Below are 15,009 nucleotides of genomic sequence, written 5' to 3' on the forward strand. Positions count from 1 at the left end.
ATCAGGAATGGCAGTTCAGGTAAGCGACTTCGACCGGTTTTCCTTCACCCTGTTTATGGCGCTGGCGGTGCACGCCATCGTGGTGCTGGGAATCACCTTTGCGCCTGAACCGCCCCGTTCCTCTGCCCAGACCATGGAAATCACCCTGTCCCAGTTTGACGATGAGGAAGCTCCGGAGAAGGCGGATTTCCTGGCCCAGACCAGTCAGAAGGGCAGTGGTACCGAGGAAGAGGTTCGGGAAATGACCACCCCGCAGCCGGCGGAGGTGAGCCAGCCGCAGGTGGCCCAGGTTCAACCCGAGCCTCCTGCGCAAACCGAGCCGCAGCCGCGTCAGGAAAAGCAGGTCGTTCAGACCGAAAGTTCTTCCCGTCAGAAGGTTCGCCAGCCTGAGGAGCGCACCAGGCCGGAAGAGGAGCCTCTGCCGGTTCGCGAGAAAAAGAGCCTGATGGAGCGCAGCCTGGAAATTGCCAGCCTTGAGGCCCGATTCGATGCCCAGCAGCAGGCCTATGCCCGCAAACCCAGGGTGATGCGGGTAACCGCCGCCTCTACGCTCAAGTCCACCAACGCCTGGTACGTTCAGAACTGGGTGAGCAAGGTAACGCGGGTGGGGAATATCAACTACCCGACCGAGGCGCGCAATGCCGGAATCTATGGCACACTGCGAATGCTGGTGTCACTCAAGAAAGACGGCACCATTAAAGAGGTGGCGATCCTGCAGTCTTCCGGCAGCACCGTCCTGGATGATGCTGCCATCCGTATAGTCAGGATGGCCTCACCTTTTGCACCATTTCCGGACGAAATGCGGAAAGAGGTGGATGAACTCGAAATCATACGTACCTGGTCCTTCCAGCGTCGGGGGCTGACATCCGGATGACAGCATCACAACACTCTCCCCATAGCTTGCGCCACCAGTTCCTGGTGGCATCGCCCTATCTCGCTGATCCCCGTTTCCATGGCGGCGTGATCTACATTTGCGAGCATTCCGACGACGGTGCCCTGGGGTTAATGATCAATCAGCCGCTGGACATCCACCTGGGTGAAATCCTGGAACAACTGGACCTGCCAGGCGGCGAGCTGGATCTGCCGGTATTCAGCGGTGGTCCGGTGCAGCCGGAACGCGGCTTTGTGCTGCATCCCCCAGGCACCAGCTGGCAGAACACGGCGAAGGTCACCGACGATGTTCTGCTGACCACATCCCGCGATGTATTGGCAGGCATTGGTCGTGGCGAAGGTCCCGACGAGTACCTGGTGGCATTGGGCTATTCCGGCTGGAGCGAAGGGCAGCTGGAAGAGGAACTGGGCAGCAACGCCTGGCTCACCTGTCCGGCCAACACCGACATCCTGTTCCGTACTCCCTGGGAAGAGCGCTACAAGGCGGTGCTGCAGCTGATCGGCATTGATCTCAATCAGCTCAGCGAATCGGTCGGTCATGCCTGAACCGGCCAGCCGTCGCGTCATGGCGTTCGATTTTGGCACCCGCCGTATTGGCGTAGCGGTTGGTCAGGAGTTGCTTGGATCCGGCCAACCGGTGGCTCTGATTCCTGCCCGAGACGGTATCCCCGATTGGCAACAGATTGAGTCCCTGCTCGAGGAGTGGCGTCCGGACCTGGTCGTGGTCGGTTTGCCCCTCAACATGGACGACACCGAAAACGATATGTGTGCCCGGGCGCGCAAATTCGGCAAGCGCCTGCATGGGCGCTACCACGTGCCGGTCGAGATGGTGGACGAGCGGCTCACCAGCTTCGAGGCCAAGGGTGAAGTGATGGCCGCCGGAGGCAGTCGTGATTTTGGTCGCCACGGAGTGGATGACCGGGCCGCGGTGCTGATCCTGGAAACCTTTTTTCAACAGTGAGGACCGAATGACGGCATTGCTTGATATTGATCAGTTGCTTGACCAGATGGAAACCGGGCTGCGTCAGGCGCTCGAGCAACGGGGCGTGCAATCCCCGGTCCTGATCGGTATACGGACCGGAGGCGTCTGGCTGGCCGACGTGCTGAGCAAACGCCTTGGCATCGAAGAGCCGTTCGGCGAACTGGACATCTCCTTCTACCGCGATGATTTCAGCCGCATCGGCCTGAATCCCCGGGTGAAACCCTCGAGTCTGCCCTTCGATACCGAAGGCCGTGACATCATCCTGATTGACGATGTCATCATGAGCGGCCGGACGATCCGCGCCGCCATGAATGAGATCTTCGATTATGGCCGTCCAGCCAGTATCATACTGGCCACCCTGATTGACCTCGGTGCCCGGGAACTGCCCATCCAGCCGGATGTGGCTGGCAAGACAATGGCGTTGGAATCCCATCAACGCGTCAAACTGCGTGGCCCCGACCCGCTCCGTATCGAGCTTCAGGAAGCCGGACAATAAACCTCCGAATCGGATAACAGGCGACCCATGACCGCGAACGACTCTTCCCCGCACCACTTGCAGCTGACCCGGGATGGTCAGTTGCGGCATTTCCTCACTCTCGACGGTCTGGATCGGGCGCTGCTGACCGACATCCTGGACACGGCGGACTCCTTTATCGAGGTCGGTGAGCGAACCATCAAGAAAGTGCCACTGCTTCGCGGGCGAACCGTGGTAAACCTGTTTTTCGAGTCCAGCACCCGAACCCGCAGTACCTTTGAGCTGGCGGCCAAACGCCTCTCTGCGGATGTGCTCAACCTGGATATCAGCACCTCGGCCACCTCCAAGGGCGAATCCCTGTCTGACACGCTGCTCAACCTGGAAGCCATGGCCAGCGACATGTTCGTGGTCCGGCACTCCCAGAGTGGTGCGCCGCATTTTATTGCCGAGAGCGTGACGCCCGGCGTCGCCATCATCAACGCTGGTGATGGTCGCCACGCTCACCCGACGCAGGCCATGCTGGATATGCTGACGATTCGCCAGCGCAAGGGGCGTTTCGAGGGCCTCAAAGTCGCTATCGTTGGCGACGTGCTGCACTCCCGAGTGGCCCGCTCCCAGATCCGGGCTCTCAACGAGCTGGGTGCGGAGGAAGTTCGCGTCATTGCCCCGGGAACCCTGCTTCCCAAAGACGTGGAAAGCCTCGGCTGCACGGTGGAATACGACATGACCCGCGGGATGAAGGATCTGGATGTGGTCATCATGCTGCGACTGCAGAAAGAGCGGATGGAAGGCGCATTGCTGCCCAGCGAGCGCGAGTTCTACCGGCTCTACGGCCTGAACCAGCAAAAACTGGCGTTGGCCCATCCGGAATGCATCGTTATGCACCCGGGGCCGATCAATCGGGGCGTTGAAATCGAATCGGCGGTTGCCGACGGACCACAGTCGGTCATTCTGAACCAGGTGACCAACGGCATCGCCATCCGGATGGCGGTCATGTCCATGGCCATGGGTGGCCAGGTTTCAGAACGGCAGCAGAAATTGAGTGAGAGGGGCCAGGCATGAGCAGTGTCAACACATCCGGAACCAGCCTGAAGATTACCGGAGGCCGACTGTTCGATGGTCAGGGCCCGGAGCAGCAGAATACCGCGCTGCTGATTCGGGATGGCCGTATTGCCGCGATGGGCGAAGCTGCCGCCCGGGCACATGCCGACGAGACAATCAGCGCAGAAAACGCTGTCATAACGCCGGGCTTTGTGGATCTTTGCTGTAACCTCCGTGAGCCGGGCAATGGCCAGAAAGGCAATATTGCCTCGGAAACTCTCGCAGCGGCTCATGGCGGTTTCACGACGGTCTGCGCTTCGCCGGAAACCTCGCCGGTGAACGATTCCAGTGCCGTCACCCACCTGATCCGGGACGGCGCCGCCAGCCGGTCGCCGATCCGGGTGTTGCCCATTGGTGCCATCACCCGTGGTCTGGAGGGGGATTTGCTCAGCGACATGGCGGGCCTGGCCTCAGCGGGTTGTGTCGCTGTGGGTAATGGCTCCCGGGGCGTGCGTAACGCCCGCATCTTGCGCCGGTGCATGGCCTACGCCCAGACCTTTGGTTTGACGGTAATGTTCAGTCCCGAGAACCAGGCCCTGGCTGCCGACGGCTACGCCCACGACGGCCTGGTAACCTCGCGCCTGGGGCTGCTCGGTATTCCGGAAGTGGCGGAAACCGCTGCGGTGATGGAAATGCTGTTGCTGGCGGAGGAAACCGGGGTACGGTTGCATCTGAGCCAGCTCTCCTGTGGTCGCAGTGTTGAAATGCTGGCTGAAGCCCGCCGCCGCGGCATTGCGGTAACCGCCGATGTGGCCATGCACCAGCTTGTGTTCACCGAGGAGGCCCTGGCCGGTTTCGACAGCCGCTTCCATGTTCGGCCTCCTCTGCGCGGCGAGGGCGATCGGAAGGCGTTGATAGCCGGTGTTCGGGACGGTGTGATTGATGCCATTGTCAGCCAGCATCAACCTCACGATACCGCCGCCAAGCAGGCCCCCATGGCAGCCACCGAGCCGGGACTGTCGAGCATTGAGAGTGTGCTGTCGCTGGGGCTGGAACTGGTGGAGATGAATGAGCTGGCATTGCCTGATCTGATTCGCGCGCTGACCAACGGTCCGGCTTCCGCGCTGGGCAGAACAGCCCGCCTTGCCGAGGGTGAAATCGCTGATGTCTGTGTGTTTGATCCTGATGCCTTCTGGACACCGAACTCGAAAACACTGGTTTCAGCCGGTCGCCATGCGCCGGTGACCGATCGCGAACTGCCGGGTGTCGTCCGGCTCACTCTCAGTGAGGGTCGAAAGGCCTGGCCAAAGCCGGCAATCTGAATCCGGCTTAGGCGACAAAGTGCGGCAGGGGTTGCGGAACCTCTGTCGACACCATCACAGAATCCCCCCTTTTTGCTGAAAAACCCTTGATGGCAGGCACCTGTGCCAACGTATTCTTGTAGCCGTCGCCCTATGGTCGACCAAGGAAAGCGTGGCCTGACCGGTTCATTTTCACAGACCGGCGCCCGACAATAATAATCAGGAGTCATCCCGTGAAATCAGCAAACCTCCCCCAGCGGGTAGCTTTGGCAGCTGCCCTCTGTGCCAGTCTGGTATTCCCCTCGATGGGGCAGGCACAGGCGCAGAACGAGCCTCTGGAACGCAGCTTTTGCGTTTTTGACCCGGTTGGTGCCAATGGTCCCCTGTTTGCCATCACCAAAACCTTCCAGCCGGTTGCTCTGAAAAACGGCATCAAGCTGGACCTTCGCGCCTACACCGATGAGAAGGTGGCCGCCGAGGACTTCAAGGCGGGCCAGTGCGACGCCGTGCTGCTCACCGGCACCCGGGCCCGGGAATTCAACAAGTTCACGGGCAGCCTTGAAGCCATGGGCGCAGTGCCCGGCGAAGAGGAAATGCGGCTGCTGTACAACACCCTCAGCCAGCCCAAAGCCCGGCCGTTCCTGATTGATGGTCCCTACGAGGTTGCCGGTGTATTCCCCGGGGGCGCCATTTATCTCCACACCCGGGACCGCAACATCGATTCTGTTGAGAAACTGCAGGGCAAACGGATTGCAACCCTCGATTACGATCAGGCATCCGTGCGGATGGTTCGCCATGTGGGGGCATCTGTGGTGGGGTCCAATTCCGCCAACTTTGCCGGCAAGTTCAACAACGGTAGCGTGGACCTGGCCTATGCTCCGGCCGTCGCCTACACACCACTGGAACTTTACAAGGGCGTTCAGCCCAACGGTGCGGTGGTCAAATATGCCCTCGGGTATATGAATTTCCAGGTAATCATCCACCGTGACCGGTTCCCGGATTCGGCCGGCCAGATGGTGCGTGACCAGGCCATCAAACGCATAGACGAAGCCTACGAGATTATTGCCCAGGCAGAGGCTGAAATTCCGGAAGACGTCTGGATGCAGCTGCCCCAGGAAGACACCGCTGAATACGACAAGATGCTGCGCAAGGTGCGTCTCTCGTTGCTGGAGGACGGTGTATACGATGAGCGGGCTATCAAGTTGATGAAAGCGATTCGCTGCCGGGTAGATGCCACTCGCTCCGAGTGTGCTTCCGTCGCCGGAACCTGAACCAGGGGTAGAGCAGGCCCGCAGCTGCGGGCCTGTGCCTGACTAGCGGATTTCGTCTTTGAGAGCCTTGCCGGCCTTGAAGCCTACGGTTTTGCTGGCAGGGATGCGAATGGTCTCGCCGGTTTGCGGGTTTCGTCCATCACGCGCTTCGCGGCTGCGGATGTTGAAAGTGCCAAAGCCGATCAGGGTGACATCCTCGCCACGGGAGGCGGCGGCCGATACCTGGTCGGTAAATGCGGTAATTACTTCGCTGGCCTTTTCCCGGGTCAGCCCGGTGCGGTCGGCAATGGCCGCGGCGAGTTCAGGTTTGCGCATCGGATACTCCTTTTATTGTATTTCTGCGGGTTCGGTCTGTACTGGCCGGAATCACAACGACTCTCGGTTGCTCCAATCTATAGTGGCTCGCGGCCCATTGTGCAAACCAAGGGGTGGCATAGGTGTGTGTAAATTGGCGTCATTTGCGGCATCGGTCGCATAAAAACGGGGCCTCCTGCGCCATAATGCGTGCCTGGTTACAGACTGTAACAAACCGGTTTCTCCGCCAGAGTCCGGGCCGTGCGATTGCAGCAGGGCTGCATCAGAACAAAAAACGCAAAAGGTGAAGAAGGTATGACCCATTTCCGGAATCCCTCCCGCAAGTCGCCATTTTCCACGCGTCGAGTACGTAACCTTGTGGCGGCTTTCACGGCCAGTTTGGTCCTTGGCGGCTGCAGCGCGGTGAATCACGTGATGTACAAGACTACCGGGGATGTGATGCAGGGCTTCTCCAGGGATCACACGGTGCCTTTTTTGATGGAAAGCAATGATCTGGCCATGGGGTGCGCCATGAGCGAGGCGACTGCGCCACTGCTGATGTCCTTCGGCCGCGTTACCAATGAGCCGGACCAGTTGGCGGTGATGCTCTACCTCAGTGCCGGCGGCTGCGCCGAAGAAGAGGCAAGGGAGCACGAGCTGGCCGCACTTGCCGCCCTGAATGCCATGAACGGCAATGAGGCCGAGGATGCCATGATCCGGCAGAAGCGCGCGCATAGCGTTGCTGCCCGGCGCTATTACAAGGCCTGGCAGCACCACAATGCCCATTACGGCAATCCTGCCGATGGCGAATGCCCGGATTTTGATGACGACATGGACGAGTTCATCTACATGGCGGGTCTTCTTTCCGGCCTCCAGGCGCTTAATGCCCAGATTCAGTCCACCTCGTCCATTGGCGTACCGGCGAACGTTGGCTCCATTGCCGCCCGGGCCACAAGCTGCCTCGATAATGAAAAATGGTGGGGTGCGCCCATGGCATTGCGGGCAACGGTGTGGGCGATGATTCCGGGTGCCCAGCCCGAGGGTGAGAACGCGTTTGAACGGCTGGCCATCGCCGACGATCAGGGCGAGGTTGCGGGTGTGCGTTTGCCCCACGTGTTCCACGCCATCGCGGCCCTGAACAAGGGTGACGAAGCCATGGTTCGTTCGGTGATCCGGGATCATGCCGAATCGATCGAGACTACGCCGGCCAATGAGCAGTGGCGGTTCGTGGACGCCATGGCCACCGATATGATCGTCGCGGTTTCTGACCGTCTCTGGGTTGAGAACACCGGGCACCGTACCCCCATGGGGCAGCTGGGCAGCTTCTGGGATGACCAGGCGGAAGCCGTTGAAACCATGGATCTGGACGATCTGCTGTAACCACTCCCTACCCAGAGTAATCAGTTATGTCGAAGGGCGGTTTTCATCGTAGCGGGCTGGAGTGGTTTTCATCGCTGCCCGCCTGTCTGTTATTGCTTGCGGTGGTCATTTTCTCCACGAGCAGCGACATCCACAACCAGATGCTTCGGGGCGGTGAACAGCTCTGGAGTGGCTATTACAAGTTGCGGATGGATCCGGTTCAGCCCACCTGCGACCCGAACCGGGATATCGACGCGGCGGTTGCTGAAGAAATGGCGGCGGATGCCGAGACGGATGACCCGATGGCCGCGTTGCTGGGGGCCGAGGAAAAAGACCCGGCTGACGTCCGGCTTGCCATCGAACGAGCGGTTGCTGACTGCCGCGAGGCCCACCAGAATTTCGAGAATCTCAGTGAACAGCTGACACCAGGGGTGAAAGCCTATCGGGCCATCGAACTTTTTATTGCTGACCTGATCGCCTTTGGCCTGGAGTCACAGCGTTTCATCCTCGTGATCCTTGTCATGCTGTGTGCGGTCACGGCGACTCTCACTCGTCATCATATCGCCATGCGTGCCATGGAAACCCGGCTGGATTACACCGTCTCTCATACCCTGCAAACCATTGCCAACGCCATGTTGTTGGGCTCGAGTGCGATCTTCCGACAATCCAGCCTTGGCTCGGACACGGCGGTCTCATCGGAAGAGCTGTTGCTGCACAATTTCTGGATTATCGGTTTCGCCTGCCTGACCCTGGCTAGCCTGTACCGGCTGTTCCGCGTTCCCGATGACCTTCAGGAGGGCGGCAGCCTGAACAAGGCTTTCCTGGCTGTTCCCCTGTATACCGTGATGTGCCTGATCTCCGGCACCTATTTCGCTTTGATCGGACACGCCTCCGGGATTGGTATCTATCTCGGCAAGATGATGGAGCTGTCCGACATGTTTTTGAATGTCGGTCTGTATGTGTGGGTGGGCATGATGCTCAAGCAGACCCGCCTGGCCACCCTGGTGTTCAATGTCTTCCGGCCCTGGCGCATGCCACCGGAAATGCTGGCGGTTGTAGCGGTTCTGGTGGCGGCCGTGCCAACGGCCTACACCGGCGCTTCCGGCATTTTCGTGATCGCGGCCGGCGCAGTGATATACAGTGAGCTGCGTGCCGCCGGTGCCCGGCGGCATCTGGCCCTGGCGGCGACCGCTATGTCCGGTTCCCTGGGCGTGGTTTTGCGCCCCTGCCTGCTGGTGGTTGTCATTGCTTACCTGAACCGGGAAGTCACCACTGATGAGCTGTTTGGCTGGGGCATCTGGGTGTTCGTGCTGACCGCCACCATGTTCGCGATCGTGGCCCTCAGTGTGAACCGACAGAGTGAATTCAACCTGGCGCCCTCTGCTGAAGCCTTCCCGGCCATGACGCAGGCGCTCAAACCCCTGATTCCCTACGTTCTGGTCATCGCTGCCGTGGTGCTGTTTTACCGGCTGGCGCTGGACGTGAGCATGGATGAATTCTCGGCGCCAAGGCTGCTGCCGGTGATCATGCTGGCAATCCTTGTGTACGAGCATGTCAGCCTGAAAAACCGGTCAGGAAAAGCCTCGGGAGAGATCAATCATCAGGGCCTGGAGCGAAGTCTCCGCGGCGCCACAAACGATACGACGGCGGAAATTGGCGCGCTGCTGCTGTTGCTGGGGCTGTCGGTCAGCATCGGTGGTGTGATCGAGCGGGCCCACCTGATGGAGGTTTTCCCGCAGTCGTTCGACAGTGCCTGGTCGGCCATGCTGCTGATGGTGGTAATCCTGGTGATCCTGGGCATGATCATGGACGCATTCGGTGCCGTGATCCTGGTGACCGCCACGGTTGCCACGATTGCCTATTCCAGCGGAATTCATCCGATCCATTTCTGGATGGTGACCCTGGTGGCATTTGAACTTGGCTACCTGAGCCCGCCGGTAGCCCTGAACCATCTGCTGACCCGGCAGGTGGTTGGAGAGGCGGAAGTGCTGGCGGCGCAACAGGAAACGGGGACTTTTTATCAGCGCCATGAGCGTATCATTATGCCGCTGATTGCCATGGGGATTTCGCTGGTGCTGGTGGCCTTCATACCCCTTATCTTTTACGCCTGAGGTTTTGGTGTTGGCTCTCTGTCTAATGGCGACGCTCGATCAGTTCCCTGAGCGGTGTGGGAAGAAGGCGTCGCAATCGGTCTGAAACGGGCTGTTCGTGCCGTTGCCAAAGAATGCCCAACCACACGATCGCCAGACCAATCAACGTAAGCGCAATTGGAAACAGAAGGCTGTTCTCGAAAACCTCGTAGGCAAGATAGCCAAGGTACCCGGCCACTCCCAGACCGCCGAAGACCACGAATACCCGCCGGCCCAGAATGGCCCCGGTGAAAATCATGGCAATATTCACCATGCAGTAGAGCAGCTTGCTCCACTCGCTCTCAGACTCCATCAGGGAAAGTCCGCTCCAGAAAGCCGTCACACCGAATATGTATAACCAGAACGCAAAGTCGCGGCTGCTCTGATTTCGGATATCCACCCAGAAAGCCAGCAGGGCGATCAGGAGTCCGAACCAGAGGGAGACCCATTTCCTGAGCTCCCAGGCAAGGTACTCCTCACCGAACAGGAAGGGAGCCAGATCCATACTCATGTACCAGAGCGTGACGGCCACCGGCATGACCAGGAAGGGCAATCGGTAGCGCCACAGCATGACTGCGCCTGAGGCCAGTGTAGCCAGTTCCATGAATAACCAGCTCCAGTCGATGTAGCGGTGGTAGTCCCGGTATTCATGGCCGCCCGACCACCAGCCCATGCCGGCCTGAAACCCGAAAACCGCGAGTGGAGTAAGGACAACGACAAAAGTGGCAGTGATCCCGGCAGGAATTTTCAGGTTCAGCCGCTTCAGGAAAAACTCGGTGAGCCACAGGCCTGCGCCGGCGTAGATCAGGGCAATCAGCAGCAGACCCCATCCACCAAGGCTTTCCCACGAGAGGGTCATGAACAGGCTCATGGCCCCGATTGCAATCAGCCCGCCGAAGTAATAGAGGATGTGGGTGAAACGGAAAGAGGGTGTTTGTTGCTGCTGTTCTGAGAGGAACGTCCAGAGTTGGTCAGCCTGTTCGTCCGTTATGATATCTTTGCCTGCGGCTTGATCGAGAAGACTGCGCTTCAGTTCCATGAATGCTTCCCCACGAATAACCCTCCTTGTTGGAACCGGTTCAGCTCACCGATTGCCCCACATCTTCGACACCGCGGCATCCGAGCCCAACGTCCCGACCACCAGGGACACGCCACCAATACCGAAGAAAACAAGCACGGGAATCAAGGCGCCTGCCTTACCGGTGTAAACGAGCATAGCCGCCGACACCGTCGCCAGAACGAGGAACAGGACGCCCACCACATTCAGCACGGTGCGGTGCGAATCTTTGTAGCTGGGCCCAACCTTTCCGGATTCCAGTGGTTTGAGAATAAACGAAAAGAGCTGGCGTAGACGCTGTTTCATGAAGCCGTTTCCTAAAGTGTGTTGGGCTATCATACAAAAAAAGCGCCGTGCTTTCGCAGGGCGCTTTCCTTACTTGCCGTAATCGACTTAGCTCAGCTTCGGACCGGCTTCGACGATCGAATCTGCCACGTCAAACTTCTTGAAGTTCTCGACGAACTGGGCGATCAGTTCCTGGGCCTTGCCATCGTAGTAGTCCGGGCTTACCCATGTGTTGCGCGGGTTCAGCAGCTCGGTGTCCACGCCCGGAACATGCTTGGGCACGTCCAGGTTCAGGGTCGGCAGGTGTTCGGTTTCCACGTCGTCCAGGTCGCCATTCTGGATTGAGGCGATGATGGCACGGGTGGTCGGAATGCTGAATCGCTGGCCTTCACCGTAAGGACCGCCGGTCCAGCCGGTGTTGACCAGGAAGACCTTGCTGCCAAACTCGTCCATCCGCTTCATCAGAAGCTCGGCGTAAACGCCGGCCGGACGGGGGAAGAAGGGCGCACCGAAGCAGGTTGAGAAGGTGGACTTCAGCTTCGAGGAGGAGCCCATCTCGGTGGAGCCAACCAGAGCGGTATAGCCACTCAGGAAGTGGTAAGCGGCGCCTTCGCGGCTCAGGATGGACACGGGCGGCAGGACGCCGGTCATGTCGCAGGTCAGGAACACGATGTGAGATGGCTCACCGGCGCGGTTCTCGATCACGCGCTTTTCAACGTGCTCAAGCGGGTAGGCGCAGCGGGAATTTTCGGTGAGGGATACGTCGGTGTAATCCGGCTCACGGGTCTCAGGGTCGATGGTCACGTTCTCGACAATGGCACCGAAACGGATGGCGTCCCAGATGATCGGTTCATTTTTCCGGGTCAGGTCGATGCACTTCGCGTAGCAACCGCCTTCGATGTTGAATACGGTGCCCGGGCCCCAACCGTGCTCGTCGTCACCGATGAGGAAGCGGTGCGGATCGGCGGAGAGGGTAGTCTTGCCAGTGCCGGACAGACCGAAGAACAGGCAGGTTTCGCCGTCTTCACCGACGTTGGCCGAGCAGTGCATGGGCAGCACGTCTTTTTCCGGCAGCAGGAAGTTCTGCACGGAGAACATGGCTTTTTTCATCTCGCCGGCGTAGTGCATGCCAGCCAGCAGAACCTTGCGCTTGGCAAAGTTGATCATCACGCAGCCGTTGCTGTTGGTGCCATCGCGCTCGGGATCGCACTCGAAGTTGGCGGCGTTCAGGATCTGCCATTCCTGCTTGTCTGCCGGGTTATAGCTGTCCGGACGGATAAACAGGTTGCGGCCGAACAGATTCTGCCAGGCGGTCTCGGTCGTCATTTTGACCGGCAGGTAGTGTTCCGGGTCGGAACCAACATGAACGTGAGACACGAACTGGTCTTTCTCGGCGATGTAGGCTTCAACACGATCCCAGAGGGCGTCGAATTTTTCAGCGTCGAAAGGACGGTTGATCGGACCCCAGTGGATATCGTCCGAGGTGCTGGGCTCCTCGACAATATAACGGTCCTTGGGAGACCGGCCCGTGCGCTCACCGGTTTTTACGACCAGGGAACCGTTGGATGCCAGCTGGCCTTCTTCACGCGCCAGTGCCACCTCAACCAGTCGTGCTGTACTCAGATCACTATAAGTGTTGCTCACTTCGACCTCGCCCTCGGGATGTCTTAGTGATTGCTCAGGCCGCTTCCTAAAATTGACGGAAATCTGAGCAATCGGGTCAATTCAGGCGCGCTATTATGCCAGAGACGCCGGTAAAAAACGACTGCCCGGGAAGCCTTGCTATCAGCGGGTTCCCGGCTAATCGAACGTGTTTCTAGTGTAGCGTATGACCGGTGAAAAGATGATCAATATCATTTCTATCGAAGCGATAGTGAGCATGACAGAACTGGCAGTCCATTTCGATAGAGCCCTCTTCCTCCAGGATGCTGTAACACTCTTCGCGGCCGATGGCTTCCAGGGCGCCGAGGGTACGCTCCCGTGAGCAGCTGCACTGGAAGGCGACCGGTTCGGAGTCAAACAGGCGTACGGTCTCCTCATGGAACAGGCGGTGAAGCAGGGTTTCGCTGTCCAGCTCCAGTAATTCGGAGGCTTCCACAGTTCGGGCCAGATGGTTTACCCGGTCCCAGAGGTCTTCATCCTCCTCTGTGGCGCCCGGCAAGCGCTGTAGCATCAGGCCGGCGGCGCCGTTTTCGTCGGCAAACAGGAACAGGCTGGTGGGAATCTGCTCCGAGCGATCAAAGTATTCCTCAAGGCAGCCGGCGAGTGTCTCCTGATCCCGGGGTACAACGCCCTGATAACGGTTGCCGCGGTTGGGCGTGATGGTAATAGCCATCCGACCCTCGCCGAGCAGATCGTGGAAGCTGTCTTCGCTGACCGCATGCTCATCAAAGCGGGCCAGGCCGCGGATGTGTCTGTCGTGGCTGCACTCGGCCATTAATGTGCGCAGAGGCCCTTCACCCTGGGCCTGTACCGACAATGTACCCTCAAACTTCAGGGTGCTGCTCATCAGGATGCTTGCCACCAGTGCTTCACCGAGGAGTTCCCGGACCGTGTCCGGGTAGGGCGCCTGGCTGCCGATTTCCTGATAGCTGTCCGCTAGCTGAACCCAGGCTCCCCGCACCTGGCTGTGTTCAAAGATAAAGCGCTGGAACTGGTCGCGGGCTGCCATGTTGTGTCTCCTGAATGCTGAATGCCGGTCGTTGCACGTTTGACTTAGGGCGGGGATGTAATAAAGGGTTCAGAGGCCGTTCTGTTCGCGAAAGCGCTGAATGTCCCTTCGGTCTTTCTTTGAGGGGCGTCTGGCCGGAGGAAGCTGCGCTGCCTGCATGGTTTTACGCTGCCAGGCCATTTCCTCGCGTTTCTTAACGCTGTCTTCGGTTTCGTGGTAGAGCTTCTGGGCTTCGGGTGCACCACGGCGCCGGTCGCTGATGTCATCAACAATAATGATTTTTTCCTGCCAGCCCAGGCGCAACGTCAGCTTTGCGCCGGCTTCCACCAGCCTGCCGGGTTTGCATCTCTGGCTGTTGTAGTGGACCTTGCCACCCTCGATCGCTTCCTTGGCCAGGGAGCGGGTCTTGTAGAATCGGGCGGCCCAGAGCCATTTATCGAGTCTTACACGTTGGTCGTCAGCGGTTGATGCCGTCATGTCTCCTCACCTGATGGGCTTGTAGCCCAATTATAACCCTGTCATCGGCCGGATGGCAGGGGCGACCGCTGGCGAAGCGCGGGGAGAATTTCATCGAAGTGATGAATACAGGGTATTTCCGGGTGCTGTTCGCGGGCTTCCTGCTGGCTGTCCGGTGCCAGTACCGCCAGACATTGGGCAATGCCGGCCGCCAGCGCACTTTCCAGCACCGGAAAACTGTCGTCGACCATCAGGGTGCTTTCGGCCTGGTAAGGCGTTACTCGCTGGAGGTCCTGCCAGAACGAGGGATCTTCCTTGGGCTTGCCCAACTGGTGGCTGGAAACAATGGCATCCACCCGTGTATCAAGGCCAGTTCGTTTCAGCTTCAGGGCCAGGGGGTCGGGGTGACAGTTGGTGACAATCACCGAGTGAAGCCCGACTTGTCGGAGGGCATCGAGAAAATCCGTGACGTGGGGGCGGTAACCGATCCGGTCACCTACCTCTGCTTTCAGCCCCGTGATGTCGAGGGACAGCCGCTCGCTCCAGTAATCGGTGCAATACCAGTTCAGTGAGCCGCGCTCGGCCATGATCATCGGAATCAGGCGGTCTTTCGCTTCCTGGGGGTGGAGGTCGTAGTGCTCGGCGTACCTTGCCGGCAGATGCTCGAGCCAGAAGTGGTTATCGAAATGCAGATCCAGCAGTGTCCCGTCCATATCCAGGAACACCGTGTTAAGCGAGGACCAGTCAACCATAGAGAAAAACAGCCTGAAGAATTTTCTTCAGGCTGCCGGAGTTCG

16 protein-coding genes are annotated in these 15,009 nt (G+C 59.2%); 9 read left to right on the forward strand and 7 right to left on the reverse strand.

Going from position 1 to position 15,009, the window contains the following annotated elements:
- Window positions 1–7: 7 nt before the first annotated feature.
- The 7 genes from EDB94_RS10680 to EDB94_RS10710 all read left to right on the forward strand — a co-directional run bounded on the left by EDB94_RS10680 (window position 8) and on the right by EDB94_RS10710 (window position 5,961).
- Window positions 8–874 (forward strand): energy transducer TonB, encoded by an 867-nt coding sequence (locus EDB94_RS10680; RefSeq protein ID WP_108018344.1) that lies wholly within the window; start codon window positions 8–10, stop codon window positions 872–874.
- Window positions 871–1,437 (forward strand): YqgE/AlgH family protein, encoded by a 567-nt coding sequence (locus EDB94_RS10685; RefSeq protein ID WP_181259031.1) that lies wholly within the window; start codon window positions 871–873, stop codon window positions 1,435–1,437. The genes EDB94_RS10680 and EDB94_RS10685 overlap by 4 nt, the downstream gene beginning before the upstream one ends.
- A complete protein-coding gene (gene ruvX, locus EDB94_RS10690) occupies window positions 1,430–1,852 on the forward strand; it encodes a Holliday junction resolvase RuvX (protein WP_008175643.1) in 423 nt (140 codons plus the stop codon). The genes EDB94_RS10685 and ruvX overlap by 8 nt, the downstream gene beginning before the upstream one ends.
- A gap of 7 nt (window positions 1,853–1,859) precedes the next feature.
- Window positions 1,860–2,369: a bifunctional pyr operon transcriptional regulator/uracil phosphoribosyltransferase PyrR gene (pyrR, locus tag EDB94_RS10695; protein ID WP_008175647.1), complete on the forward strand. Its 510-nt coding sequence runs from the start codon at window positions 1,860–1,862 to the stop codon at window positions 2,367–2,369.
- Between the two features lie 27 nt (window positions 2,370–2,396).
- Window positions 2,397–3,410, forward strand: a complete 1,014-nt coding sequence (locus EDB94_RS10700) for an aspartate carbamoyltransferase catalytic subunit (RefSeq protein ID WP_108018345.1) — start codon at window positions 2,397–2,399, stop codon at window positions 3,408–3,410.
- Window positions 3,407–4,711, forward strand: coding sequence for a dihydroorotase (locus tag EDB94_RS10705; protein WP_108018346.1), 1,305 nt, complete (start codon window positions 3,407–3,409; stop codon window positions 4,709–4,711). The genes EDB94_RS10700 and EDB94_RS10705 overlap by 4 nt, the downstream gene beginning before the upstream one ends.
- Window positions 4,712–4,995: 284 nt before the next feature.
- On the forward strand, window positions 4,996–5,961 hold the full coding sequence (locus EDB94_RS10710) for a putative solute-binding protein (RefSeq protein ID WP_228743866.1): 966 nt from the start codon (window positions 4,996–4,998) through the stop codon (window positions 5,959–5,961).
- 42 nt (window positions 5,962–6,003) lie between these two features.
- On the opposite strand, the gene EDB94_RS10715 is transcribed toward EDB94_RS10710, so the two are convergent.
- A complete protein-coding gene (locus EDB94_RS10715) occupies window positions 6,004–6,276 on the reverse strand; it encodes an HU family DNA-binding protein (RefSeq protein WP_008175654.1) in 273 nt (90 codons plus the stop codon).
- Window positions 6,277–6,570: 294 nt separating this feature from the next.
- On the opposite strand from EDB94_RS10715, the gene EDB94_RS10720 reads away from it, so the two are divergent.
- Window positions 6,571–7,635, forward strand: a complete 1,065-nt coding sequence (locus EDB94_RS10720) for a hypothetical protein (protein WP_108018570.1) — start codon at window positions 6,571–6,573, stop codon at window positions 7,633–7,635.
- 26 nt (window positions 7,636–7,661) lie between these two features.
- A complete protein-coding gene (locus tag EDB94_RS10725; RefSeq protein WP_108018347.1) occupies window positions 7,662–9,725 on the forward strand; it encodes a TRAP transporter large permease subunit in 2,064 nt (687 codons plus the stop codon).
- Window positions 9,726–9,747: 22 nt separating this feature from the next.
- Here EDB94_RS10725 and EDB94_RS10730 read toward each other — a convergent pair whose 3' ends face one another.
- From EDB94_RS10730 to yrfG, 6 genes are all read right to left on the reverse strand, one after another.
- Window positions 9,748–10,782, reverse strand: coding sequence for a DUF2157 domain-containing protein (locus EDB94_RS10730; protein WP_108018348.1), 1,035 nt, complete (start codon window positions 10,780–10,782; stop codon window positions 9,748–9,750).
- A 45-nt stretch (window positions 10,783–10,827) separates the two neighbouring features.
- Window positions 10,828–11,106 carry a hypothetical protein gene (locus EDB94_RS10735; protein WP_014578662.1) on the reverse strand — a complete coding sequence of 93 codons (279 nt, stop codon included), beginning with the start codon at window positions 11,104–11,106 and terminating at the stop codon, window positions 10,828–10,830.
- An 87-nt stretch (window positions 11,107–11,193) separates the two neighbouring features.
- The gene (locus EDB94_RS10740) at window positions 11,194–12,729 is read right to left on the reverse strand and encodes a phosphoenolpyruvate carboxykinase (RefSeq protein WP_008175663.1); all 1,536 of its coding nucleotides are present in this window, start codon (window positions 12,727–12,729) and stop codon (window positions 11,194–11,196) included.
- A 172-nt stretch (window positions 12,730–12,901) separates the two neighbouring features.
- Entirely contained in the window at window positions 12,902–13,756 is an 855-nt protein-coding gene (gene hslO / locus EDB94_RS10745; RefSeq protein WP_008175666.1) for an Hsp33 family molecular chaperone HslO, read from the reverse strand.
- Between the two features lie 69 nt (window positions 13,757–13,825).
- A complete protein-coding gene (hslR, locus tag EDB94_RS10750) occupies window positions 13,826–14,233 on the reverse strand; it encodes a ribosome-associated heat shock protein Hsp15 (RefSeq protein ID WP_008175667.1) in 408 nt (135 codons plus the stop codon).
- 41 nt (window positions 14,234–14,274) lie between these two features.
- Window positions 14,275–14,964 carry a GMP/IMP nucleotidase gene (yrfG, locus tag EDB94_RS10755; protein WP_108018349.1) on the reverse strand — a complete coding sequence of 230 codons (690 nt, stop codon included), beginning with the start codon at window positions 14,962–14,964 and terminating at the stop codon, window positions 14,275–14,277.
- Between the last annotated feature and the right edge of the window lie 45 nt (window positions 14,965–15,009).

The sequence above is a fragment of the Marinobacter sp. 3-2 genome, assembly GCF_003751355.1.
Taxonomy (GTDB): domain Bacteria; phylum Pseudomonadota; class Gammaproteobacteria; order Pseudomonadales; family Oleiphilaceae; genus Marinobacter; species Marinobacter adhaerens.

Coding starts and splice junctions, on each gene's coding strand:
- EDB94_RS10680 (WP_108018344.1), top strand. CDS start 8: ATGGCAGTTCAGGTAAGCGACTTCGACCGGTTTTCCTTCACCCTGTTT.
- EDB94_RS10685 (WP_181259031.1), top strand. CDS start 871: ATGACAGCATCACAACACTCTCCCCATAGCTTGCGCCACCAGTTCCTG.
- ruvX (WP_008175643.1), top strand. CDS start 1,430: ATGCCTGAACCGGCCAGCCGTCGCGTCATGGCGTTCGATTTTGGCACC.
- pyrR (WP_008175647.1), top strand. CDS start 1,860: ATGACGGCATTGCTTGATATTGATCAGTTGCTTGACCAGATGGAAACC.
- EDB94_RS10700 (WP_108018345.1), top strand. CDS start 2,397: ATGACCGCGAACGACTCTTCCCCGCACCACTTGCAGCTGACCCGGGAT.
- EDB94_RS10705 (WP_108018346.1), top strand. CDS start 3,407: ATGAGCAGTGTCAACACATCCGGAACCAGCCTGAAGATTACCGGAGGC.
- EDB94_RS10710 (WP_228743866.1), top strand. CDS start 4,996: ATGGGGCAGGCACAGGCGCAGAACGAGCCTCTGGAACGCAGCTTTTGC.
- EDB94_RS10715 (WP_008175654.1), bottom strand. CDS start 6,276: ATGCGCAAACCTGAACTCGCCGCGGCCATTGCCGACCGCACCGGGCTG.
- EDB94_RS10720 (WP_108018570.1), top strand. CDS start 6,571: ATGACCCATTTCCGGAATCCCTCCCGCAAGTCGCCATTTTCCACGCGT.
- EDB94_RS10725 (WP_108018347.1), top strand. CDS start 7,662: ATGTCGAAGGGCGGTTTTCATCGTAGCGGGCTGGAGTGGTTTTCATCG.
- EDB94_RS10730 (WP_108018348.1), bottom strand. CDS start 10,782: ATGGAACTGAAGCGCAGTCTTCTCGATCAAGCCGCAGGCAAAGATATC.
- EDB94_RS10735 (WP_014578662.1), bottom strand. CDS start 11,106: ATGAAACAGCGTCTACGCCAGCTCTTTTCGTTTATTCTCAAACCACTG.
- hslO (WP_008175666.1), bottom strand. CDS start 13,756: ATGGCAGCCCGCGACCAGTTCCAGCGCTTTATCTTTGAACACAGCCAG.
- hslR (WP_008175667.1), bottom strand. CDS start 14,233: ATGACGGCATCAACCGCTGACGACCAACGTGTAAGACTCGATAAATGG.
- yrfG (WP_108018349.1), bottom strand. CDS start 14,964: ATGGTTGACTGGTCCTCGCTTAACACGGTGTTCCTGGATATGGACGGG.